General features: G+C 70.3%; 19 protein-coding genes and 2 pseudogenes. 13 read left to right on the top strand and 8 right to left on the bottom strand.

Features of this window, described 5'->3' with window-relative positions; translation table 11 throughout:
* The first annotated feature begins 52 nt into the window (after window positions 1-52).
* The 5 genes from ACZ4SA_RS21705 (at window position 53) to ACZ4SA_RS21685 (ending at window position 4,216) form a co-directional block, all read left to right on the top strand.
* Complete coding sequence (locus ACZ4SA_RS21705; protein WP_468276915.1) at window positions 53-292, top strand: hypothetical protein; 240 nt, start codon at window positions 53-55, stop codon at window positions 290-292.
* A complete protein-coding gene (locus tag ACZ4SA_RS21700) occupies window positions 285-1,343 on the top strand; it encodes a sigma-70 family RNA polymerase sigma factor (RefSeq protein ID WP_468276913.1) in 1,059 nt (352 codons plus the stop codon). The genes ACZ4SA_RS21705 and ACZ4SA_RS21700 overlap by 8 nt, the downstream gene beginning before the upstream one ends.
* Window positions 1,344-1,884: 541 nt before the next feature.
* Window positions 1,885-2,385 carry a SigE family RNA polymerase sigma factor gene (locus tag ACZ4SA_RS21695; RefSeq protein ID WP_468276910.1) on the top strand — a complete coding sequence of 167 codons (501 nt, stop codon included), beginning with the start codon at window positions 1,885-1,887 and terminating at the stop codon, window positions 2,383-2,385.
* Window positions 2,378-2,860, top strand: coding sequence for a hypothetical protein (locus ACZ4SA_RS21690; RefSeq protein WP_468276908.1), 483 nt, complete (start codon window positions 2,378-2,380; stop codon window positions 2,858-2,860). Before ACZ4SA_RS21695 ends, ACZ4SA_RS21690 begins: the two co-directional genes overlap by 8 nt.
* Before the next feature lie 114 nt (window positions 2,861-2,974).
* Window positions 2,975-4,216, top strand: a complete 1,242-nt coding sequence (locus ACZ4SA_RS21685) for a mannosyltransferase family protein (RefSeq protein WP_468276906.1) — start codon at window positions 2,975-2,977, stop codon at window positions 4,214-4,216.
* On the opposite strand, the pseudogene ACZ4SA_RS21680 reads toward ACZ4SA_RS21685, so the two are convergent.
* A pseudogene (locus tag ACZ4SA_RS21680) lies at window positions 4,134-4,637 on the bottom strand (transposase); the annotation flags it as partial. The gene ACZ4SA_RS21685 and the pseudogene ACZ4SA_RS21680 sit on opposite strands and share 83 nt — an antisense overlap.
* A gap of 38 nt (window positions 4,638-4,675) precedes the next feature.
* On the opposite strand from ACZ4SA_RS21680, the gene ACZ4SA_RS21675 reads away from it, so the two are divergent.
* From ACZ4SA_RS21675 to ACZ4SA_RS21660, 4 genes are all read left to right on the top strand, one after another.
* Window positions 4,676-5,374, top strand: coding sequence for a hypothetical protein (locus ACZ4SA_RS21675; protein WP_468276904.1), 699 nt, complete (start codon window positions 4,676-4,678; stop codon window positions 5,372-5,374).
* A 194-nt stretch (window positions 5,375-5,568) separates the two neighbouring features.
* Entirely contained in the window at window positions 5,569-6,378 is an 810-nt protein-coding gene (locus tag ACZ4SA_RS21670) for a hypothetical protein (RefSeq protein WP_468276902.1), read from the top strand.
* A gap of 179 nt (window positions 6,379-6,557) precedes the next feature.
* Entirely contained in the window at window positions 6,558-6,839 is a 282-nt protein-coding gene (locus ACZ4SA_RS21665) for a hypothetical protein (RefSeq protein WP_468276900.1), read from the top strand.
* Window positions 6,840-7,252: 413 nt separating this feature from the next.
* Window positions 7,253-7,846 (top strand): hypothetical protein, encoded by a 594-nt coding sequence (locus ACZ4SA_RS21660; protein ID WP_468276897.1) that lies wholly within the window; start codon window positions 7,253-7,255, stop codon window positions 7,844-7,846.
* 177 nt (window positions 7,847-8,023) lie between these two features.
* Here ACZ4SA_RS21660 and ACZ4SA_RS21655 read toward each other — a convergent pair whose 3' ends face one another.
* The 5 genes and pseudogenes from ACZ4SA_RS21655 to ACZ4SA_RS21635 all read right to left on the bottom strand — a co-directional run bounded on the left by ACZ4SA_RS21655 (window position 8,024) and on the right by ACZ4SA_RS21635 (window position 14,709).
* Window positions 8,024-9,439 carry an amidase gene (locus ACZ4SA_RS21655; protein ID WP_468276896.1) on the bottom strand — a complete coding sequence of 472 codons (1,416 nt, stop codon included), beginning with the start codon at window positions 9,437-9,439 and terminating at the stop codon, window positions 8,024-8,026.
* A gap of 667 nt (window positions 9,440-10,106) precedes the next feature.
* Window positions 10,107-10,997 carry an AAA domain-containing protein gene (locus ACZ4SA_RS21650; protein WP_468277106.1) on the bottom strand — a complete coding sequence of 297 codons (891 nt, stop codon included), beginning with the start codon at window positions 10,995-10,997 and terminating at the stop codon, window positions 10,107-10,109.
* Between the two features lie 374 nt (window positions 10,998-11,371).
* A pseudogene (locus tag ACZ4SA_RS21645) lies at window positions 11,372-11,476 on the bottom strand (hypothetical protein); the annotation flags it as partial.
* A gap of 639 nt (window positions 11,477-12,115) precedes the next feature.
* Entirely contained in the window at window positions 12,116-12,784 is a 669-nt protein-coding gene (locus tag ACZ4SA_RS21640; protein WP_468277103.1) for a response regulator, read from the bottom strand.
* Entirely contained in the window at window positions 12,769-14,709 is a 1,941-nt protein-coding gene (locus ACZ4SA_RS21635) for a sensor histidine kinase (RefSeq protein ID WP_468276893.1), read from the bottom strand. The genes ACZ4SA_RS21640 and ACZ4SA_RS21635 overlap by 16 nt, the downstream gene beginning before the upstream one ends.
* 106 nt (window positions 14,710-14,815) lie before the next feature.
* Between ACZ4SA_RS21635 and ACZ4SA_RS21630 the strand changes: the two genes are divergently transcribed.
* The 3 genes from ACZ4SA_RS21630 to ACZ4SA_RS21620 all read left to right on the top strand — a co-directional run bounded on the left by ACZ4SA_RS21630 (window position 14,816) and on the right by ACZ4SA_RS21620 (window position 18,447).
* Complete coding sequence (locus ACZ4SA_RS21630) at window positions 14,816-15,799, top strand: lysostaphin resistance A-like protein (protein WP_468276891.1); 984 nt, start codon at window positions 14,816-14,818, stop codon at window positions 15,797-15,799.
* 831 nt (window positions 15,800-16,630) lie between these two features.
* Complete coding sequence (locus tag ACZ4SA_RS21625) at window positions 16,631-17,122, top strand: PH domain-containing protein (RefSeq protein WP_468276889.1); 492 nt, start codon at window positions 16,631-16,633, stop codon at window positions 17,120-17,122.
* A complete protein-coding gene (locus ACZ4SA_RS21620; protein ID WP_468277100.1) occupies window positions 17,107-18,447 on the top strand; it encodes a PH domain-containing protein in 1,341 nt (446 codons plus the stop codon). Before ACZ4SA_RS21625 ends, ACZ4SA_RS21620 begins: the two co-directional genes overlap by 16 nt.
* Before the next feature lie 219 nt (window positions 18,448-18,666).
* Here ACZ4SA_RS21620 and ACZ4SA_RS21615 read toward each other — a convergent pair whose 3' ends face one another.
* Complete coding sequence (locus ACZ4SA_RS21615) at window positions 18,667-19,182, bottom strand: GNAT family N-acetyltransferase (protein ID WP_468277096.1); 516 nt, start codon at window positions 19,180-19,182, stop codon at window positions 18,667-18,669.
* Between the two features lie 292 nt (window positions 19,183-19,474).
* The gene (locus tag ACZ4SA_RS21610; RefSeq protein ID WP_468276886.1) at window positions 19,475-20,089 is read right to left on the bottom strand and encodes a TetR/AcrR family transcriptional regulator; all 615 of its coding nucleotides are present in this window, start codon (window positions 20,087-20,089) and stop codon (window positions 19,475-19,477) included.
* A 197-nt stretch (window positions 20,090-20,286) separates the two neighbouring features.
* On the opposite strand from ACZ4SA_RS21610, the gene ACZ4SA_RS21605 reads away from it, so the two are divergent.
* The gene (locus ACZ4SA_RS21605) at window positions 20,287-21,465 is read left to right on the top strand and encodes an alpha/beta hydrolase (RefSeq protein ID WP_468276885.1); all 1,179 of its coding nucleotides are present in this window, start codon (window positions 20,287-20,289) and stop codon (window positions 21,463-21,465) included.
* The last annotated feature ends 275 nt before the right edge of the window (window positions 21,466-21,740 follow it).

Here is a 21,740-nt window from a genome sequence, read left to right as displayed (position 1 = left end):
ATGAACGGGCCCAGCGGAATCGCCGCACGGGACACAGTGGGGGGGCCACACCGTGGACGTTGTCGTTGTACTGCTGGCGATGCTGGTGCTGAAGCTGGGCTCAAGCATCAAGGAGTTGGTCAAGAGCGCAGCTCACCGGAGGAAGACCGGTGGTGAGGCAGCTCTGATCCAGGCGAGGGGAGAAGCCGACTACGCGCGTGCCCGAGGCAAGGCGGAGATCATCCGTGCGCGTGGAGAACTGAGGGGCAGCACGGGAGCAACCAGGATCGGGGGCAAGAGCAAGCGTGGCTGACGAGACGTTCGAGGAGAAGGTCACGGCGGTATACACGGAGCAGGGCCGTGGCCTCCTCGCCTGCGCCAGAAGAGAGCTCCTCAGGACAGGGATCCCGGTTGCTCGGATGAGTCCTGAGGACCTCGTCCAGGACTCCGTGGTCGTCGCTCTCGTCAACCATCAGCAGGAGCCGATCGAGAACCTGGGCGGATACCTCCGAGCGGTCATCAGAAACCGGGTGCGGGACGAGGCGCGACGCCGAGGAGTTGCTGATCCCATCGATGTAGCGGCAGCCGACCCCAAAGGCGTGCTCTGGGTGTCAGCCGTCGAGGACGTCGATGGTCGCCTCGATGTGGAGAAGGCCCTTCACAACATGTCGCAGCAGCAGCGGCGACTGATCCTGTTGGCGAAGGGCGTCGGCTACACGCATCAGGAGCTGGCCGAGCTGACGAACCTCAGCCGCGGCACCATCGCCCGTCACATCGCACGAGCGACCCAGGCGCTTGCCGCCATCATGGCGGCGGCATCCGTAGCCGTGATCATGTTGTTCGGACTCGGCATGTTCGTCGTCTTTCCCGTGGCTTCGCGGCCGGAGCCCTCCGACTCCGGCGGTTCCCTGTTCATGACCTGGGTCCTTGTCGGCGCCACCGGTATCGGCACCTATGGACTGCACCGCCTCCTCAAGTGGATGAGGAGGACAGCGCTGCGCCGCACTCATGTCCTTCAGGGGATGCTCGCTGTGAGGCACGTGGTCACCGCGGACTACCAGTCGTCCGAGGGCTTCCCGCCCGCGAGACGTTATGCCGACGAGCTCGGCGTCCCCCCTCGCTGGATCAACGAGAAGACCTTACGGAAGGGCAAGCTGCCGACTCCGAGGAGCAAGGAAGAGGCGAACATGGGCTTCCACCTTCCCATCCACCTGCCCGATGCGCGGTCTGTCGAGAGGGTCCGGCAGGGGCGACGGCAGAACGAAGTGCTTTACCGGCCCCCCCTTGCCGCCCCTTCCGTTCCTCTGAACGAGCCGGGTCTCGGCTACATAGGAGGAGGGGCAGAGGGCGGACCTGACTTCTAGGGCCACCGCCGTTCAGTTGGGCGTGTGGACTGTTCGTCAAGGGCGGTGAACCCGGCAGCGGAGCTGCAGTAGTAGAGGTCTGTCACTCCAAGGCGACCTCACCACAGGACTCCGCTGTTGGAACGGGCTGCCACAACAAGGACGGTCGGGGCAGCGGACGGCGTGTTCGCGCCGGGACGCGTGGATGAACTGCCCCGGATCGTTCCGTTCGAGATGGTCGATGTGGCACCGACGGCGACCGGTGCGGTGCGGTGCGGAGCAGAGTCCGGTCGGTGCCTGCGCGGGTCAGGGTGTACCTGCTGCCGGCCGGGGCGCCCTTCACCGGGCTGGGCCACCGGCAGGTCTCCGACCGGCTGTGCGCCGGATTGGCGGGCATGGCGCTGTCCAAGCCGGCATTCCCGTTCCTTCCCGTCCCTTCCCGGCTCTGCGAACCACCGGAGCGCTCTGTGACGACCATCACTCCACTTGTTCGAGTTGGATGTAGACCGAACATCCTGCGTCGGGCGTATGCCCCCTGAAGCAAGAGATCCGGGAGAGCGCGTTGACCGTCGAGGAGTTCGAAGATTTCTACGCCCAGAAGGTCGCCTGCCTGACGGGGCAGTTGTACGTCATGCTCGGCGACCTGCACGAGGCGCAGGACGTCGTGCAGGAGGCATTCGTCAAAGGGTGGACCCGCCGACGGCAGCTCGACCGTGACGGCCACCCCGAAGCATGGATCCGTACGGTGGCCTGGCGGCTGGCGGTGAGCCGTTGGCGGGGTCGACGGCGTACGGCCGACGCCTGGAAGCGCGGTGGCGCTCCACCGCCCCATGTCGAGGCTCCGGGGCCGGAGCAGGTCGTCCTGGTCGGAGCTCTCCGTGAGCTGCCGGCGCAGCAGCGCCGCACGCTGACCCTGCACTACCTGTGCGACCTGACCGTGGAACAGATCGCCGCCGAAACAGGCCTGTCCACAAGCACCGTCAAGACTCACCTGGTCCGCGGGCGGGCCGCACTCGCGCACCGCCTGCGGGACCCCCGCATCGAGGAGGGCCCCGATGTCTGAACCCCAGGATCCGCTGCGGTCCCTGTTCCGGCAGGCCGGGAACTTCGGGCAGAGCCGCGCCGAAGCGGCCCCTGTCGCCCACATCACCGAACGCGGGAAGCAGTCGTACCGGCGCCGCCTCGCCGCGCTGGCGGCGGGGGCATGCCTGGTTGTCGCGGGAGGCAGCGCGGGCGCAGTCGCGCTGCTGCAGAGCGATCCCCCACCCGCTCCACCGGCGATCAGCCCTTCACCCGCTCATCGCTCGCCCGCGCAGTCCAGCCAGGCACCCTCCAGCCAGGCACCTTCCACCCACGCGCCCCTCCCCGACCGCACCATTCCGGGCTCGACCGCAACGGGTTCGACGGCGCCCGGTTCGACCGCGCCGGGTTCCATGCCGCCGGGCGGCCCGTCAGGCACGCCCACGTACCCACCCACCCACCTGGGCACCACTCAGCCGCCGCCGTCCGGGGCGTCGTCCTCGCCGGCCCGGCCCTGACCTCTTCCGTTCACCAGGCGAACGGCCGGCACCCGCCACCACCGTCCGCCACCGGGTGGTCCGGCACCCCCGCTCACGCCGCCCCGCGCCCACCCATGCCCGAAAGATACATATATGACCTTGACGCCGCCCCGGTCGCACCGCCCCCACCCCGTGCGGCCCCCGGCACCACGCGTACAGCCTGCGCCGACGCCACGGGCCCTGTTCCGGCACCGAGCGCGTGCCTGGCTGAGCCCCGCCGACCGCGAGGTGCTGTGGCTTTACCTGCTGACTCGGCTGTCCCTGTGGGTCACCGCCTACTGCACCCGCTGGTTGTTCCCCGGCCGGTCCGGCACGCGCGAACCCGGCTCGGTTCTCGCATCCTTCGAGCAATGGGACTGGCACCACTACCTGCACATAGCCCGCGACGGCTACTTCCCCGACCAGGGCGGCCCCGAACAGGACGACGACCGGGACAACCGGGAGGCGTTCTTTCCCGGATTCCCGCTGGTGCTGCGTGCCGTGCACATCATCGTCCCGCACTGGACGGCGGCCGGGCTGCTGATCTCCTTCGCCGCCGGAGCAGTTGCCGTCCTGGCTCTGGCCCGGCTCGCGCGCCGGTACCTGCCCCAACCGCAGGGCGGACAACGCACCGTCCTGTTCTTCCTGCTCTCACCGTGTGCGGTGTTCCTCGCCGCCGGCTACACCGAGGCGCTCTTCCTCTCGCTGGCCCTGCCCGCCTGGCTTGCCGCCCTTCGGCACAACTGGCCCCTCGCGGCCACCCTTACCGCGCTGGCCACGACCGTACGAGTCAGCGGCCTCTTCCTCGCCGCGGCCGTCGCTCTCCACTTCCTCCTCACCGCGAGGACGCGAGCCCACTGGCGCGCACTGCCGTGGGCGGCTCTGCCTGCCGTCCCGGCAGCCCTGTACGCCTGGTACCTGCACGCTCACACCGGCGACTGGCTGGCCTGGAACCACGCCCAGGAACGCGGCTGGTACCGGACGTTCCACGTCCCCTGGGACACCTGGTCCGTCACGTGGAACTCGGCCTTCGACCGGCTCCACAGCACCGGCTACGCCTTCATGTTCCAGGCCGAACTCGCCGCGATGGTCGTGGGACTGGTCCTGTGCGCCGTCCTCGTGCGGCAACGCCGCTGGCCGGAGGCGGCGTACATCGGCCTCACCCTGGCGGCGCTCGGCACGTCGTACTGGTACATGTCCGTCCCCCGCTCCACGCTGCTGTGGTGGCCGCTGTGGATCGGCCTGGCCTCCTGGAGCCTGCGCAGGCCGCGGGTCACGACCGTCTGCCTCTGCCTCGCCGGCCCGCTGAGCACGGTCTTCGCCGTGACCTTCCTGTCGGGGCGCTGGGCCGGATAGCAGGCCGGCCCGGGCAGACCGACCGTTGGCGGCTGAGGTTCCCGCCTCGATCCTCGCTGCCCTCACCCGTACCGGTCGTGACCGTGGTGACCTCGGGTTCGTGCCAGCTGCCGGGCTTGGCGAAGGTGAGGACGCCGCCGTGCCGACGTGGCCGTCCGCCCTTCGGCCCGCAGCGGGGGCCGGGGTCGCGGAGCATGACCCGGTCCGAGCGCAGGCGTCCGACCAGGACGACGGGCAGGTCCGCCAGGGCGTGGGAGAGGTAGGCGACGTCGTAGCCGGAGTCCATGACGATCCAGATCTCCGGATCACCGGCCTGCCACTGCCGGGCCTGGATCAACCGCTCGACGACGCCTCGTAGTTGGGCAGCGGTGATGGCGGTCGCGTCGTCCGCCGGCCCCAGGCGCACGGCGTCCAGCAAGGCGACCCAGGAGGTCCGGCCAGAGTTCTTAGAGTTGCTCCATGAACACCACCTGGTTTGTGGTCGAGGATCCCGCCGAGGACGGCGAAGAGCCCTGGGACTTTGACGCGGACGAGCTCGCCTTCATCACGGCTCTGCAGGCGCGTGCCGCTTCCTGGCGTGTGCCAGCGGCCAACAGCTGCGTCGGTCGCTCGGAGGACGAGACCTCGCTACTGGTCCACGTCTCTCTCAGTGACCTCGAGCGACACATGTCGCTCGGTGAATGGGCCGTGCACTTCTACGGCACACACGTACTTGCCGGCAAGGTCAGCGACCAGCTCTTCAACCTCCATCAGCGGCCCGGTCGTTGGTTCTTCCGCGCGACCGGGACGCCTGAAGAGCTGGCCGAAAGGTGCGCAGCCTGGTTCGAGGCCATTCTCAGCAAGCCGGTCAGCCGCACGGAGTGGCACAGCCAGGGGCAGGCGTACGCGACCACCTGGAGCTTCGCGGACACGCTGGAGCGTCTGGTGGGTGGTGGCGGCGGGGGCAACGCGCAAGTCCGCCACGACCGCTGTGTCCTGGTCCGCGGTGCCACGCAGCCGCAGAAGGGACCCCACTCGCCGTTGTGCCCATACGAACCGGATCCCCCTCCTTTTCCCCTCAGCCGACAGGTGCCATCGGAGGCAGCACCTCGAGGGTCGCACACCAGGCTGGGCCGCTGGCGCTTCCGCCTGCACCTCAGAAGCCGAGCCAGGACCTGACAACGGCCACACTTCGCACTCGCTTTGGAGGCATGAGGTTACCGAGGTCGAAACGGAATGTTCTCGCGTTTCGACAACACCCGTGGGCCCCAAATACATGGTGTCGTCGCTCCTCCGCATCGTTCGCCGCAGCGAGCGTCTCGCCGATCACCTCGGGTCGGCATGGTCCGAAGGAGACGGCCTAAAGTGGGGAAATGCCCCTGCCTGCCGACCGGCCCCCCCTGGACCTGCTGGATGCGCATCTGGAGGCGCTTTGGGACGGAACGGACCTCCCGCTCCCACAGGGTCCGGTCCGTCTTGCAGCTGAAGGAGGAAGCGAGCTCGTCCGCTGGGCCCTCGACCAGCTCCTGCGCATCCATCGCGAGCCGAAGGAAGCTTTTGCCCGTCAAATCGGCGATGTGCTCGTGGAGTTCCGCTGCCGTCGCAGTCCCTGGAACGCGGCGGCGCTGCGGCTGCTCGCCGACACGTACACCTTCGTGGCCACCGGCCCTCGACGACACGAGGACTGGGCTCACGACGTCCGCGCCGTGCTGCACCGGTCGGTCCCCGACCCCCGGGGCTGGGTCCGACTGGACGGGGACCGCACCAACACCGCGCGCCACACGGTGCCTGCGTACCCCTTCGATCCCCCGGCCTCATCAGAATTGCACGGTCGCCTGTACCCCCTGGAGGCGGAGGCGGCCATCACCGCACTCGCCATCATGGCCGAGGAATGGCAGTCGGAACCCGCCCCCGTCTGCTCCCGCCCGAACCGGGACGCCGTGCTGGCAGATGCCAGGGCCCTACTCGACCGGTACGGGCCCACCGCGCGCTACTGGACCAACGCGACGACCGCCGCCTCTGACCCTGCTCCGGACTTCCTCGCAGCAGGCCTCCAGGGCACTGAATCCCACGGCTTCCTCACCTCTGAGTACCTCAACGGCCTCGACCTCCTGGAGGATCTGGGCCTGATCGCGGTATCCGACGACGAGGTGGGCGTCTTCTGGTCGATCGGGGCGTACTGACGACGTCGCTGGCGAAAGTCGTGCACACAACCAAAGGGACATAGGAGGCCGTTGTCTTTCCGGATGTGATCGCCGAGTTTCCGCTGTTCAGGCATGGTTTCGGTGTCGTCGTGGGAGGGGTTGGACGTTCTGTTCGGCCTCGACGATGCGGAGGCGGCCGGTGGCGTCGGAGATCGGGATTGCTGGAGGTGCGGGAAACCGCTGCCCGGGTGAGGGTGGAGGAGCTCCAGGCGGAAGCGGACCGGATCCCGGCCGAACCCGGTGCGGCCGAGGCGGTGTTGGCACGGCGGGTGATCGCGCGAGTGGAGCTGGCCGATGCCCTGGCCACTGGCGGCGATGCGGCAGATCCGCACCCCCTGGAGGTGCAGGATCCGGCAGCTGCCCAAGTGGCCAAGGCGCCGGTCACCGGAGCGACGGTGGTGCGGCGCCGGGAAGGGATGACCGTTCGGCGGAGTAGTTGAATGAAGATGTGGAACTGTTCGCTGCGATCAGCCCGACGTTCCTCGTTCTTGTGCCTGTTGGATCTCCCCTTCCCAAGGAGGGTTGACACTTGGGCCAGCGCACGCTCCGGAACGACTGGTAGTGCGACGGGTGAGCAGCCCGTCCGAATATTTCAGTCTTTGACCTCTGGACCACCCCAGGTCCGCTACGCTCGTGCGATTCACAAACGTCTGCGATGCGATGGTCCATTGCGGGCAAAACGCACTCACCAGCCGGGGGGACCGTGCCTGAACCAGACGGTGCTAGATCAAGTGGCAATACATCAGGGGGAGTGACGCCAGACGGCACGGGACCCGGAGGCGCGCCCGATCCCACGGACGGAGAGCGCGGTGGTCATCCGCGCCGCCGCTCCGAACAGGTTCGGGCCGCTGCATTGACCGCGACGGCCACGGTTGTCGCGGCGGCGATCACCGCAGGCGTCGCCGTCCTGACCAACACCGTTCGCGTAGACGTGGGTTCACCCGAACCCACGCCCACGGTGACGGTCACCGAAACCAAGCAGGCGAGCTCGTCGTCCGAACCCACGACGGAGCCAACGACAGATGATCCCGTCGATGACACCGAGCCCGCCCAGGACTCTGTCCTGCGCTCCGGTGAGGAAATACAAATGGTCTCGGACACCAGTCTCGACCTCGATTCAGACGCCCCCAACTGGGACGCCAGGACCTTCGCCCATAAGGGAGCGGATCTCTACCTGGACCCGAACAGGTTCATCGGGGGGTTGGACGCTCCCCGGCTGATCGTGACGACGGGCAAGGAGCGCTCCCCGGCGACGTGCAACGCACAGACGGCGCTGGAGGGGACGATCAAATGGGACGACCTGAGGTCGGGTACCACAGCCTGTGTGGTGACGTCGGAGCGGCGCTGGGCCTGGGTTGAGGTACGGAAGTATTCCCCCGATCCTCTGAGGCTCAGCGTGGACGTGGTCGTCTGGAATGCAGTGGCCTCCACGCCTGATGGGACGTGACCCGAGAGCGCGGGCGCGGTGGGCAGCCGCAGCGAGAACCACAGCCTTGGGTCTGACCGTCGCGAGCGCCCTGCTGACCAGCTGTTCGTGAAAGCGCAGTGGCTGCGGGAGTTGGCGGCGTTGCTGAGGCCGACCTCCTCGCGCGGTAGCGATGGGACGTCGCGTGGTAGGGCTGCGTCACACGTACTGGATTCGGCGGAAGGGCTGATCTGCCTCGAGCTCGAAAGCGAGCTCCAGCAGCATCCGTTCGCCACCGGGGCGGCCGGAGAACATGACGCCGATGGGCAGCCCGTCCGTCGTCGCTCTCGTGGCAGGCACCGAGATCGAGGGGGTCCCGACGATGTTGTTGACCGGTGTGAACGCGACGTACGCGAGGATCCGTTCGATCAGCGTCGGGTAGGGGACGGCCGGGCTGAGGTGACCGATCGGTGGCGTGGTGTGGGCGAGCACAGGAGAGAGGACGAGGTCGAGCCCGCGGAACGCCGCCGCGTACGCCTCGCGCGTACGCTTCAGCCGCCGCAGCACGCCCGGAGTGCGCTGCCAGCTCTTCAGGTACGCCTCGCGCAGTCCCCGGCTGAGGCCGTCCATGCGGCGCCGGTCGAAGTCCGAGCCGAGCGTCCGGCCCGTGACGCCGATCAGGAACGACAACAGGCCCCAGTAGGCGAGGAAGTCCTCGGTGAAGCGGGGATCGAGAGTCAACTCCACCGGTTCCACGGTGTGGCCGAGCCGCTCGAGCGTCGCCACCGTCTCCGTGACGGCTGCCCGGGTGGCGGCGTCGGACTGGACGCCGTTCGGCGAGTCCAGCAGAAATCCGATGCGCAACCGCCGGTCCGAGGGTCCCTCGACCAGGCCGAGGGGCGGCAGCTTCGGGTTGCGCCAGTGTGTCTCCGCTGCGGCGAGGAACGCGGCGGTGTCCCGCACGGAACGGCTCACGATGCCGTCGCTGACGATGTCGAGCGGCAGTTGACGGCCCTGGGCGTTCGCCACGACCCGGCCACGGGTCGGCTTCAGCCCGACGAGGCCGCAGCAGGCGGCGGGGATCCGGATCGAGCCGCCGCCGTCGTTGGCGTGCGCGATCGGTACCGCTCCGGCGGCGACGAGCGCCGCGCTGCCGCCCGACGAACCGCCCGCCGAGTGAGCCGTGTGCCACGGGTTGCGGACGGGCTCGGCGTCCTCGTACTCCGTGGTCGGGCTGAACCCGAACTCCGGGAGCCGGGTCTTGCCGAGGACCGTGACGCCGGTACTGAGGAACTGCCCCGTGAACGGCGCGTGCCTGCGCGCTGCCCTCGGCTGGAACGCGGCGCTGCCGTGCCCGGTGGGCAACCCCAGGTAGTCGGTGTTGTCCTTGACGAAGGTCGGCACCCCGGCGAAGACCCCGCCCGCCCCTGAGTGCTGTTCCGGGGCCTTGGTGTGTGCCTGGACGGCGTTGAGCCGCGCCTCCACCGCCCTGACCCGGGCCGCCGCGTCCCGGGCGACCTCGGCCGCGCCGACGTCCCGCCGCCGGATCGCCTCGGCGAGCCCGACGGCGTCGTGCTCGCCGAGGGCGTCGTCGCGAAAGGCGTGCACCGTGCCCTGTTCCCCGGAAGTCGTCACCGCTGGCTCCGCCCTTGAAGGCATGGATGGTTGCCGGCCATCATTCCTTACCGGCAAGTAACACGCGAGGGTCCGGACCGGCGTCCGCCTCGCGTACATCTGCCGGATGTCCGCGAGCATCGCCGTGGGCGAAGCGGGGCGCATAGTTGCAAGCGCTCCCGGTTGGAGGGCTGGTCGGCGTGGCAGCCGTATTCCGCCCCGGCCGGCGCCGCGCTCGTCGACATCGCCGCGACGGGGGCACCGTGGACCCTTCACCGGCTGTACGCCGTCGACGAGGACGGCACGCCTGGCACCGTGACTGGGAGGGCGACGACGGGAAATGGGCGCCGTGGTCGCAGGTCCCCGGCGCTCCCGCAAGCCGCTGGTGGGACCTGCGGGACACGCCGCCGCCCCACTGACGTGCGTGCCCGGAGTTGAGGCACTCGACGCCGATGAAGGACTCGTCCTGCTCGGTGTCGAGGTACTCGGACCCGCAGGCGCCGGGCCCGACGCCGACGGACCGCAGGCGCTGCGCGGGGCGAGTACCTCGCTCACGTTCCCGGGCAGCCCCCTGTCCGCCGACCGCTGGGAGCCTCGGGGACGGCAGCTGAAATCACCTCCGTGCACAGCCGGGCTGCCGCTTCCCGTGGCCATGCCGGTGCGGCTTTCTGTCCGGGTGGACCCGGCGTCACCCTCTTGCCGGGACGCCGACCCTGCCGGGATCTCCCTCGAGCCGACCTTGCCGGTACAGCTCGGCGATGTCGGCGGCCAGGCAGTCGCGGATGTCCTTGCCGGTGCGGCGCCAGCCGAAGAAGTCGCACGTCTGTTTGATCAGTTCGTCCTCCGACATGCCCGGACATTCGAAGGCGAGCTCGCACAGGGCCAAGTGCCGTTCGGCAGGGGCGATGTACGCGATCCTCCGCGCCGTGTCACCCGGCGTGGGCCTGCGCGCCTTGAGGACCTTCCCTTCGGCCGTGCCGAGTGCGTAGGAACCGGGCAGCTCCGGATGGCGCAGACCGAGGTCGATGCGGTAGCCGGCGACGCCGACCTGGGGCTGGACGGTGTAGCCCCAGCCGCGCAGGACATCGAGCACCGACTCCTCGAAGGGGCTGTCGGGTTCGGCGTCGAACCGGACGGCGTCGGCCGCGAGGACGGCGGGCCCGGTCTCGGCGTACTCGAGATAGCGCTTGAGGTGCTGCACGCTCTCGTTGGGGCTGTCGGCCAGGTTCGTACCGCGGAAGGAAGCGACGACCTCCATGCGGTAACGGGCACGGGTGACGGCCACGTTGAGGCGCCGCCAGCCTCCGCCCTTGTTGATGGGGCCGAAGTTCAGCCCCAGCTTCCCGTACTCGTCGCGGCCGTAACCGACGGACGTGATCATCACGTCGCGTTCGTCGCCCTGCACGGATTCGAGGTTCTTGACGAAGAAGCCGTCGAGGCGGTCCTTGGTGAAGCAGTGCTCGAGATCGGGCCGGGCGAGGCGTGCCTGCTGGACGGCGTGGTCGATGGCGGACGCCTGAGCCTGTGAGAGGGCGACCACTCCGAGTGTTCTGCCGGGACGGGTGTCGAAGTGGTGGATGACCCGCCGGGCGACGAACTCGGCTTCCCGTCTGTTGTCACGCCGACCACCTCTGTCGTAGACGCCGTCGGCTCCAGGAAGGCCACGCCGACGTCGTTGCCCTCGTCGATCGCACCCGGGAAGGTGATCAACGAGTTGTCGTAGAACCGGCGGTTGCTGTAAGTGATGAGGTTCTCGTGCCGGCTGCGGTAGTGCCAGCGCAGCGGCAGGTCTCGCATGGCGCCGGCCTTGCAGGCGTGCAGCAGTGACTCGAAGGAGTCGGGGACGTCCTCGGCGTACTCGTCCGAGTCGTCCTCGACGGCGGAGTCGAAGAACGAGGTGGGCGGCAGCTGCTTCTCGTCACCGGCGACGACGAGACTGCGCCCGCGGTAGATGCAGTTGACGGCGTCGCTCGGCCTCACCTGCGACGCCTCGTCGAAGATGACCACGTCGAAGTGGTAGTCGGCGGGCAGGAACTGGCTGACGCTGAGCGGGCTCATCATGAAGCACGGCTTGATGCGCTGCACCACTTCGCGTGTCCTGCCGAGGAGTTCCCGCACCGGCATGTGGCAGGTCTTCTTCTCCGCCTCGCGGACGATGACGGCTCCGCCGCCGCTGCCGAAGCTGCGCGGCCATCGCCGGTTGCACGCCTCGATGACGGCTCCGCCGGCGGCGGCGACCAGCCGTCGATCGGCCTCACGGAAGTCGGCGACGCGTGCGTCGAGGTCGTCGGAGCGGGTGGTGCTCAGCCGTTCGTCCGCGGCGAGGACCCCTTCGGCCCAGGAGCGCGGGAGCGCCTGCTCGACCACGTCGGGCAGGGTCGCGGGGTCGATGCCGCGTTCCGCGGCGGTGGTGACCACGTCCTCGGCGCCGTGCCGGGCGAGGACGTCGAGCCCGCCGCGGTAGGTGTGCCATTCCTCGGGCCCGCACGGATCGGTCCGCAGGGTGCGTCGGACGACAGGCCGCCGCGCGGCTGGTTCGACGCCGCAACGCTGCGTCAGTGATGCTCCAGTCGCCGGGCCTCCTGCATGAGCACATGTCGCCGCAGTACAAGCTGACCGTCTGGCTCCAGGCCGGGGCTGGGCTGCGGGTCAGCGAGGCGCTGGCCCCCACCGCCTGGGCGGCGTGCGTCCGGGAGCTCAGCTGGGACGGGGGCCCCGCGGGCGGGTCAGGCCTGTGTCGTAGGCGAGGATCGTCGCCTGGACCCGGTCGCGCAGGTTCAGCTTGCCGAGCACCGCGTTGACGTGTGACTTCACCGTGCCCGTCGTCACCCCCAGCGCTTCCGCGATCTCCGCGTTCGTGAGGCCCGCCGCGACCAGTGTGAGCACCTCGCGTTCGCGGGGGGTGAGCGCTTCCAGGGGTGTGGGATCCGGCGCCGTCGGGGCCGTTTGCGCGAAGGCGTCGATCAGGCGGCGGGTGACCGTCGGGGCGAGCATGGCGTCGCCAGAGGCCACGATCCGGATGCCCGCGAGGAGCTCCTCCGGCTGTGCGTCCTTGAGCAGGAAGCCGGAGGCGCCCGCGCGGAGCGCTTCGTGGAGGTAGGCGTCCTGGTCGAAGGTCGTCAGCACGAGGACGCGGGGCGCGTCGGCCCGCACGGTGAGGAGGCGGGTGGCGGTCAGGCCGTCGATGCCGGGCATGCGGATGTCCATCAGCACGACGTCCGGCATGACCTGCCCGGCCAGCTCGACGGCGCGGGCGCCGTCGTCGGCCTCGGCGACGACGTCCAGGTCGGGTTCGGCGTCGATGATGGCCACGAATCCCGCGCGCATCATGGCTTGGTCGTCGACGACCATCACTCGGACAGTGATGGGGACACCTCCTTGCGCAGTGTGGCCAGCAGTTCGCGCATCGCGGCCAGGCCGGCCCTGGCTTGTTCGGCGACGCCTTCGAGGTCGCCGTTGTCGGCGCGGGCCACCAACTGGTCCGCGTGGCCCAGCACCGCTTCGCGCAGTTCCGCGGCGATGCGTTGCCTCTCCTCGTACGCCTCCATGACCGCCGCCTGGATCGCCGCAGCGAGCGCGCTGTCGTCTCGGCCCATGGCGCCCTCGCGGCGTGCGCGTAGGAAAACGCCCAGACCCCAGACCGCGACCGCCGGAAGCATGAGCACCGCCCCGAGCAGATAGACCATGAACACCGAGAGCGCCCCGTCGACGCCCTCGGTCTCGACCTGCCCGTCGAGGACCGCCAGGACGACCGTCGTGATGCTCCATCCGGCCGCGACGGCCGGAATCGCGGGGAAGGTGAAGTGTGCGGGCCCGGCGAACACGGCCACCGCGTGCAGAGCGGTGCACTCCGCCACGCCGCCTCCGATCACCAGGACCCAGGCCACGGTCGGAGGCAGCACGCCCATCGCCAGGGCGGCAGGAGCGATCCAGGCGGTGGCGAGGACCGCAGCCATGACCGACCAGGGCGCGTGCCGTCGCCACAGCAGCGGCAGGGCATGGGCAACGGCGGGCAGGCAGGCCTGGGCGGTCATCGCGGGCCGTTCGGCGAGGACGCCGAAGACCGGGAGGGCCGCGACGGCGAAGACGAGGGCCACGTCGGGCAGTCCCGGCAGCACCGCCCGTGCATGGGCCTGACGGCGGGTCGCCGCGGTGGCACGAGGGAGGCGGGCGCGTACGGACCAGCCCGCACCATCCGTGCGAGGTCCCGCCTCCAGGGTCCCGCCGAGACCGGTGGCACGTTCGCACATGCCGGCGGTGCCGCGGCCGGAGCCGAGCCGCTGCGGCTGCAGCTGCGGCCCGGCTGCGGCGGCGCCGTCGTCCTGGACGGCGACGTCCAGAGTTCCGTCGTTGTCGGCCACGGTGACGTGGACGGCGGCGCCCGGTGCGTAGCGCAGGGCGTTGGTGAGCGCCTCGCGCACGATGCCGAAGGCGGCTTCCGCCACGGGGCCGGTCAGGTCCGCCGCGTCAGGGGCGATATCCACGCTCACGTGTTGGCCCAGGCGTACGAATCCTGCGGCGAGTTCGGCAACGCGCTGCTTCAGACCGCCGTCCCCGTCCGCCGCCGGGGCCTGCATCACCGCCACCAGGCGGTGGAGCGCCGTCACGGTCTCGCGACCGCTGCGGGCCGCCAACCGGAGGGCCTCGGAGGCAAGTTCCGGCCTGCGTTGGCTGAGTCGGCGGGCGGCGTCCGCGGCGACCACGACGGAGGTGAGGTGGTGGGCGCTGACGTCGTGCAGTTCGCGGGCGAGCCGGTGTCGTTCGGTGAGGGCCGCCGTGGTCCGACGGGCCTCGGCCCGCGCCACCTCCTGGGCGGCGGTGCGGCGGGCGGTGAGCCAGCGGCGCCGGGTGCGGCCGAGACCGACGACGGCGGCGTGGATGGCGCAGGTCACGAGCATCTCGCCGATGATGTCGGCCGGGGTGTCGAACACGGCGACCGAGCGGAGCGCCACCGAGCCGGTCACGGCGGACGCGACCAGGGCGGTGGTCCTGCCCGAACAGCGCACGGCGACCGAGTAGAGGGCGATCGCGTCGCCCAGAGCGTACAGAACCCAGATCTGGTCCGGGGCGAGCAGCCCGGCGATCAGTGCGGCCTCGGTGGTGAGCGCGGCGGCGACCGGGAAGCGCCGGCGTATGCCGAGGGCCGCGTAGACCGCGACGGTGACCGCGAGGACCACGGCCAGCTGCCGCGGCTCGACTGGGTCGCCGCGCAGCAGCGGGTATCCCGGCCAGACGGCCAGCTGCTGGACCGCCAACAGCACGGGCAGCAGCCAGTTCCGTATGAGCTCCATGATGGCGCTCATGATACGGCGAGGTGTTCTCTCTATCCCGGGTTGGAGGCGCCGATCATGCCGGGGGCCGATGCCGGTGCGCCGGGGCGCCGGGATGCTGATGGACATGACGACCTACTTCGCCGGCCAACCCGGCGTTACTCCGCACGCCTTGGCGCATCTCGATTCCCTGCCCTACCACCGGCTCGCGCTCGCGACCGGGCGGCACCGTTGGTGGCGGCCTCTGTTGGGGACGGGTCTGGTGCTGGTCGGCGCCGTCGTGGTGATGCTCGGGCTTCTCGTCGGCTCCGAGGTGGCGGGGTACATCCTCAACCGTCCGGTCGGCTCCGACGACCTGCGTACGTGGGGCGACATAGGCGACGCGGCGCTGGGACTGCTGTCCATAGCCCTGGTGACTCCGGTCGTACTGCTGGCCGTGTACTGGGTGCAGCGGCGCCCGGCGGGGACCTTGTCATCGGTGGCCGGGCGGCTGCGGTGGAGCTGGCTGGGGATGTGCCTGGTGGTGGCGCTTCCGCTGGTCGCGGGGTCGATGGCGGTGTCCCTGCTGCTGCCCGAACCTGCGGGCGGTGGCACGGGGGACATGGAGTGGGCGGGGCTGTCCTCCTTCCTGCTGGGGCTGGCGATGGTGTGCGCCCTGGTGCCGTTCCAGGCGGCGGCGGAGGAGTACGCGTTCCGCGGCTGGCTGGTGCAGGCGGTGGGCGCGTGGTGCCGCTCTCCATGGGTGGCGGTCGTGCCGCAGGCGCTGCTCTTCGCGGCGGCCCACGGGTGGGGGACGCCGTGGGGCTTCGCCGACCTGCTGGTGTTCGGGCTGGTGGCGGGGTGGCTGACGATACGTACGGGCGGACTCGAGGCCGCGATCGCGTTGCACGTCCTGAACAACCTGCTGGCGTTCGGGGCCGCGTCGGCGGTCGCGGGTGCCCTGGCCTCCGAGGAGACGGCCGCCGACTTGGGCTGGGCGTCGGTGGCCGTCGACGTCCCGATGGTCCTGCTTTACTCGGCCGCCGTCCTGTGGCTCGCCCGCCGGCGCCGGCTGGGTGCGCACAGCGCACAACACCAGCACGGCCAACGGGACGACCGCAACGATCAGTAGCGCGGCGACGCCAGGAGTGATCAGGATGACGGCTCCACCGCCCGCGGCGGCCACGTCGGCCCACGCCTTGACCTTGCGCATCCCGACGAGGCGGATGGCCCCTGCGCCCCCCACCAGCCCAGAGAGCCGCGCGCTGCGCCATGGGGGCCGGGTTGTCGCAACCCTGTTCCTAAGCTGCTGTCGACGTGCGCATTGGCACGGCGGAACCTCCGGGTGTCAGCGCGGACGGGCGGGGAGAGAGCAGGGCGACGGGATCCGTTTCGGGAGAGCCAATGAAACAACAGCCTCGCGAATGCTGGTGACGCCTGGACGGGGTGAGGGCACCGGTCATTCGGCGGTGACTTCGGCGACGGCGGCTCTGGCACTGGCACTGGCTTCGTCGACGATGGACTTGTTGTCGGCGTAGGCGGACAGCAATGACTGGCCGGCGAGGTTGTTGACCGCGTGGGGACAGCCGCAGGAGGTGTCATAGATGAGGGTGATCGCGTCGTCGGAGAAGAGGGTGTCGCTGCGTCCCTCGGGCGCGCGGCCGTCGCCGTTCCAGGTGCCCCGTCAGACCCGGCCGACCTCGCGCACGCGGGTCTGCATGGCGAGCTGCCCGACGTTCTTGGTGAACACCAGCGCACTGGCGGGTAGCCATCGCGCCCGGTGGCCGGCCACACGGTCCGCCAAATTGCGACTTCCTGCCGGTGCCGGTGGGACCATCCCCGCGGGCGCGGGGAGCAGGGAGTACTGCCACGCCTCGCGAGGGTCGGGGACGCAGTGCAGTCGTCGCAGAGATCACAAGCCGTGCGGCGTCTCCGCCCGCAACCGCGTGGTTAGGCTGGCTGCATGAGCACGGGGACGGGAAGCGACGCCGGGACGGCGTGGACAAGGCTTCCGGGGGGACTGGTACGACTGCGGCGGCTGGTTCTGGTGAGCATGCTGGTGCCGATCGCAATCACGGCGGCGGCCGTGCTGTGGCCGCTGGCCGGTCCGGGCTGGGCAGCGCTGGCGGCGCTGCCGCCGCTAGCGCTCACCTACTGGGGCTGGTGGCTGATCGAGCGCAACTGGCGCTCCTGGCGGTACGCGGAGCGGGCCGACGACCTGCTGCTCAGCCGCGGGGTGCTGTGGCAGGAGCTGACGGTGGTGCCGTACGGGCGGATGCAGCTCATCGAGGTCACCTCCGGGCCGCTGGAGCGGCGCTTCGGGCTCGCAAGCGTGCAGCTGCACACCGCGGCGGCCGCGAGTGACGCCCGTATACCCGGGCTGCTGCCCGAGGAGGCGACACGGCTGCGTGAACGCCTCACCGAGCTGGGCCGGGCGCAATCGGCGGGCCTGTGAGCAGGGCCGTGAGCGAGAAGGCCACAGCTGAGCTGGAGCCGGTCGAGCGCCGCCTGCACCCCGTGACGCCGCTGCGCCGCGCCTGGGCGCCGGTGGCCGTCGCCGTCGGCGTGATCGTCCGCGACCTGGGCGATGCGCAGAAGTGGATGGCCGGACTGACTGTCGGGCTGGTGCTGCAGGGCCTCGCCATACTGCTGCTGGCGGGCGGTGCATACGGCTTCCTATCCTGGCGGTTCACCCACTACGCGGTCACCGACACCGAACTACGCACCCGCACCGGACTGCTGTTCCGCCGTACCGCGCACATCCAGCTCGACCGCCTCCAGACTGTCGACGTCACCCGGCCGCTGCTCGCCCGCCTCGTCGGCGTGGCCAAGCTCAAGCTGGATGTCATCGGCACGGACGAGAAGGACGAACTGGCCTTCCTGAGCGAGCGGGAGGCTCGTGCGCTGCGCGCGGAGCTGCTGGCGCGTGCCTCGGGCAGGGTGCCGGAGGCCGTACCGGAAGCGGGTGAGGCAGCCGTGCGGCAGTTGGTCCGAGTCGAGCCGAGGATGCTGGCGGTGTCGCTGCTGTTGAAGGTGAGCACCTGGGTCGCGCTGGCCGTGGCGGTGGCCGGGCCGCCGGTGGTGTGGGCGCTGAGCGACAGCCTGTGGGCGGCGACCGCGACGGCGCTGCCCTTCCTGGGAGGGGCGTGGGCGATGAGCGGGGGTCGCTTCGTCGGGGAGTACGGCTGGACGGTCAGCGAGTCCCCTGAAGGGCTGCGGTTCGACCACGGGCTGCTCGACCGGCAACATGAGACTGTGCCGCCGGGACGGGTGCAGACCGTGCGGATCGTCGAGCCACTGCTGTGGCGGCGGTGCGGCTGGGTGCGGGTGGAGCTGGACGTGGCGGGCTCGGACAACGACGTCCTGCTGCCGGTGGCCGAACGCGCCGCCGCGGAACGGGTCGTGGCCCGCGTCCTGCCCGGGGTGGATCTGGGGTCGGTGACGGCGGCGCTGGAGCGCCCGCCACAGCGGGCGCGGTGGACGGTGCCGGTGTGGTGGCGTGGATACGGCTTCACGGCCGACGGCCCGGTCTTCGCCTCGCGGCACGGGCTGCTGGGCCGTTCGCTGGCTCTGGTCCCGCACGCGAAGGTGCAGAGCGTGCGCCGCGTGCAGGGGCCGTGGCAGCGGAGGTTGGGACTTGCGGACGTGCACGTCGACACGGGCGCGGACCAGACGGTCACGGCCCACCATCGCGACGCGGCGGAGGCCACGGCCCTGGTGGCCGCCCAGGCCCAACGCTCCCGCACGGGCCGCCGCGAGGCTCTCCGAACCGTCGGCTGACAGCGGACGCTCATGTAGCCGTCAGACGTGAGGCGCGCAGGCGGAAGCCAGGCAGGCCCATGGACGGCAGCGGTCAGGCGAAGGCGTTCAGGCCCGATGGGCCGGTGAGTTCGGCCGCCTCGCCGTCGTGCTCCGGGCGCGCACGTACTCCGTCGGATGCTCGACGCGAGACGAGGGGCGGGCGGCCGTCCGCGACTCCCAGGGCGCGCAGCGGCGTTGTCAGGTTCGTGGCCGGGGGCTGCGGGATGATCGTCTGGTTGATCGTTCCGGGGAGGGGATCTGGTCCATCACCAGGCGGGCATGGAGTTCGACGTCGTAGCGGACGCCGTCGTACTCGAGCTTCTGCCGTTGCCGTCCCTCCACCGCGAAGCCCGCAGCACGAGCCACTTCGCATGAGGCAGGGTTGTTCACCCGGTGCCCAAGCTCCAACCGGAAGAGCTCCGCATCGTCGAAAGCCCAGCGGGCCACCGCACGGCAGGCACGGGAAGCCACGCCTCGGCCACGAGCCGACGCGGTCGTCCAGTAGGACACCCATCCGGTTGCATGACGTCGATCCACCGGGCCGACACACACCTGGCCCACAACGAGGCCGCCGTCGTCGACCACGGCGAAGGAATGCGCAAGGCCCGCATCCCACTGGTCACCACGAGCCGCTATCCACCGCTCGGCCGCCTGGACAGAATCAACCGGCTCGCTGGACTGCCCACGCATGAGTGGATCCGCGAACGCGGTCATCACCGCTGAGGCGTCCCCGGCCTTCCACCTCCGCAACACCAGGCCACCGGAAGCATCCACACGATCTCGCATGACGCGAGTCTTTCTCAGCAGACATCTTCTGTCACACGGTTTCCAGCAGCCGGCGCCCCCAAGACGGAGCGGCGTGGCCCGCATCGAGGGGGTGTGCCTGGCACCGGCTGCCTCCGGTCTGCGGCCCGTCGCGCTGACCGCACACGCCGGTTCACCCCGGTCCGGGAGGGCTGTTCCCCAGAGGTGTGGCAACAGGACGGGGCCACCGTGTCCCAGAGCCTCAACCTCGGGCGGTGAGGGCGGTGATGGCGGCTTCGATGGCGGCGCGCGCGGCGTGCTGCGGTTCCGGCGGGGTTCCGGGAGGCTGGCGGACGGCCATCCACAGCAGGCCGTCGAAGAGGGCGAGGAGCAGTTCGGCTGCGGCGTGGGGGTCCTGATCAGGGGCGAGTTCGCCGGTTGAGCGGGCGTAGGCCAGGAGGTGGCGCAGGTTGTCCCGGGCTTCGGTGTCCAGTTCGTGCAGCACCTGGGCGAATGCCGGGTGGACGGTGGCTTCGGCGTAGAAGGCGACCCAGATGCGAGCCTCGGCGAGTCGCTGCTCGTCCTCCGGAAGGAACGTGAGGAGCGCCTGGCGCAGTCCCTCGGCGAAGGACAGCCGATCCGGGCCGATGGCGATCTGGCTCATCCTCTCCCGAGCCGTGGCGACGGCCTGGTCGAGGGCGAACCGGACCATCTCCTCCTTGCTGCGGAAGTAGCGCTGTACGGCGCCGAGCGACAGGCCCGCCTCGTGCGCGACGGTGCGCATGCTCACGGCGCTCAGTCCCTCCCGCGCGACGATGCGGAACAGTGCGTTCGCTACGGCGCGGCGTCGCGCGTCCTTGTCCACCGACCTGGGCATGTGCGCATTCTGCCGCAACTCCGTTACGATACGATCGTATCGATACAGTCGTATTATCGGAGGGGCTCATGACATCACCGACCCCAGAGTCACCGACATCGCCGGAGTCCCGCCCTGCTGCGGCCCGTGACGGGGCACCGGCCGCCGACAGCAGCCGGCCCGGCCGTCCCTCGCGATGGCGCGCGGTCCTGCAGGGCATGGCTCTCGCCACCGCCGTGATCCTCGCGCTCCTGGCCGTTCTGGGCGCAGCAGTGGTCCTGCTGCCGCCTCCGTCCTGGCTCGCATGGGAACTGGGGCTCCTCGTACTGGAGTTCAGCCTGGTGTTCGCGCTGCTCGCTGTGCTGGGGCTGGGGCTCGCCCTGACCGCACGCGCACGTCGTCCACGCTCCAGGGCGCGTGGCCTGGCCACCTCGGTCGCGTGGATCAACGCGCTGGCACTGTGCGGCGCGCTCCTGCCGCCCGCTGCCCTGTGGTCCACGGCCCGGGTCCATGGAGCCGACCTCTCGCTCGGCGGTTACTTCGCCGGGCTGTCTCTCAGCGCCGACCGCAAGCCGGTGACCCGCACCTACGCCCGCATCGGCGGCGAGGACCTTCAACTGGACGTCTGGGAGCCGGCTGAGCGCGCTGACCGGACGCGCCTGCCCATCGTGGTCAACGTGCACGGCGGCTCCCAGGACTTCGGCCAGAGCATGTTCCCGCGCTGGGACACCTGGCTCGCCGACCAGGACTACGTGGTCTTCGACGTCGACTACCGGTTCGACTTCCCTGCCGGCCAGTGGCAGGGCCCGGCCGCGGACGTCAAGTGTGCGATCGGCTGGATCGCCGAGCACGCCCCGGAGTTCGGCGCCGACCCCAGCCGGATCGCCGTCATGGGGCAGTCCGCAGGCGGGCTGACCACCCTGCTCGCCGGCACCACGACATCGCAGGAGGTCACACCCTCATGCCCCGGGCCGCAGCCTTCACCGGACGCCCTGATCGCCTGGTACACACTGACCGACGTGACGAACGAGGCGGCTCAGCTGCCGTGGCGACAGCGGCACTCCCCCATCGGCACCGAGTTGCAGGAGCTCTTCGAGGAGACGATGGGCGGCTCCCCCGACGAGAAGCCCGAGCTGCACCGCGCCGCCTCCCCCATCACCTACGTCCGCGAGGGGATGGCACCCACCCTGCTGATCCAGGGCGGCTGGGACCTCCTCGTCACGGGGGAGGACCACCGGCGCTACGCCGAGCGCCTGCGCACTGCGTCCGTGCCGCACCGCCTGGTCGAGCTTCCTTTCACTGAGCACATGTTCGATCTGAACTGGGGTGGCTTCGCCGGCCAGATCGCCCGCCAGGAGATTCTCAGGTTCCTGGACGAGCACCTTCCGACCACCTGAACCTCCGGCACCTCTGCACCGCCCGCCCGGCGGCTCGCCCGGCAGAGCACCCATGCGCTCAGGTCAGATGCAGGCCGTGCTTACCTACCACAGCAGAGCCAACGCTTCAACGTCTGGCCCAGGCCCCTGAGACGGCGGCCGAAGCGTTGGCCGAGCCGCCTTTCGTGGCCGGTCGTGGGATGGTGTCCCGTGGAGTGGTGTAACGGATCTTGGCGGGGAAGTGCGCCGTTTCCGTGCCCTCGCGTGCATCGACTGCCGGTGAATGCTCCCTGAGA

The sequence above is a fragment of the Streptomyces sp. NPDC027962 genome, from assembly GCF_055566095.1.
The sequence above is the reverse complement of the archived record's forward strand: the minus strand, read 5'-3'. Positions and strand labels throughout refer to the sequence as shown.

Coding starts and splice junctions, on each gene's coding strand:
- ACZ4SA_RS21690 (WP_468276908.1), top strand. CDS start 2,378: ATGTCTGAACCCCAGGATCCGCTGCGGTCCCTGTTCCGGCAGGCCGGG.
- ACZ4SA_RS21685 (WP_468276906.1), top strand. CDS start 2,975: ATGACCTTGACGCCGCCCCGGTCGCACCGCCCCCACCCCGTGCGGCCC.
- ACZ4SA_RS21675 (WP_468276904.1), top strand. CDS start 4,676: ATGAACACCACCTGGTTTGTGGTCGAGGATCCCGCCGAGGACGGCGAA.
- ACZ4SA_RS21670 (WP_468276902.1), top strand. CDS start 5,569: ATGCCCCTGCCTGCCGACCGGCCCCCCCTGGACCTGCTGGATGCGCAT.
- ACZ4SA_RS21635 (WP_468276893.1), bottom strand. CDS start 14,709: ATGGAGCTCATACGGAACTGGCTGCTGCCCGTGCTGTTGGCGGTCCAG.
- ACZ4SA_RS21630 (WP_468276891.1), top strand. CDS start 14,816: ATGACGACCTACTTCGCCGGCCAACCCGGCGTTACTCCGCACGCCTTG.
- ACZ4SA_RS21625 (WP_468276889.1), top strand. CDS start 16,631: ATGAGCACGGGGACGGGAAGCGACGCCGGGACGGCGTGGACAAGGCTT.
- ACZ4SA_RS21615 (WP_468277096.1), bottom strand. CDS start 19,182: ATGACCGCGTTCGCGGATCCACTCATGCGTGGGCAGTCCAGCGAGCCG.
- ACZ4SA_RS21610 (WP_468276886.1), bottom strand. CDS start 20,089: ATGCCCAGGTCGGTGGACAAGGACGCGCGACGCCGCGCCGTAGCGAAC.
- ACZ4SA_RS21605 (WP_468276885.1), top strand. CDS start 20,287: ATGGCTCTCGCCACCGCCGTGATCCTCGCGCTCCTGGCCGTTCTGGGC.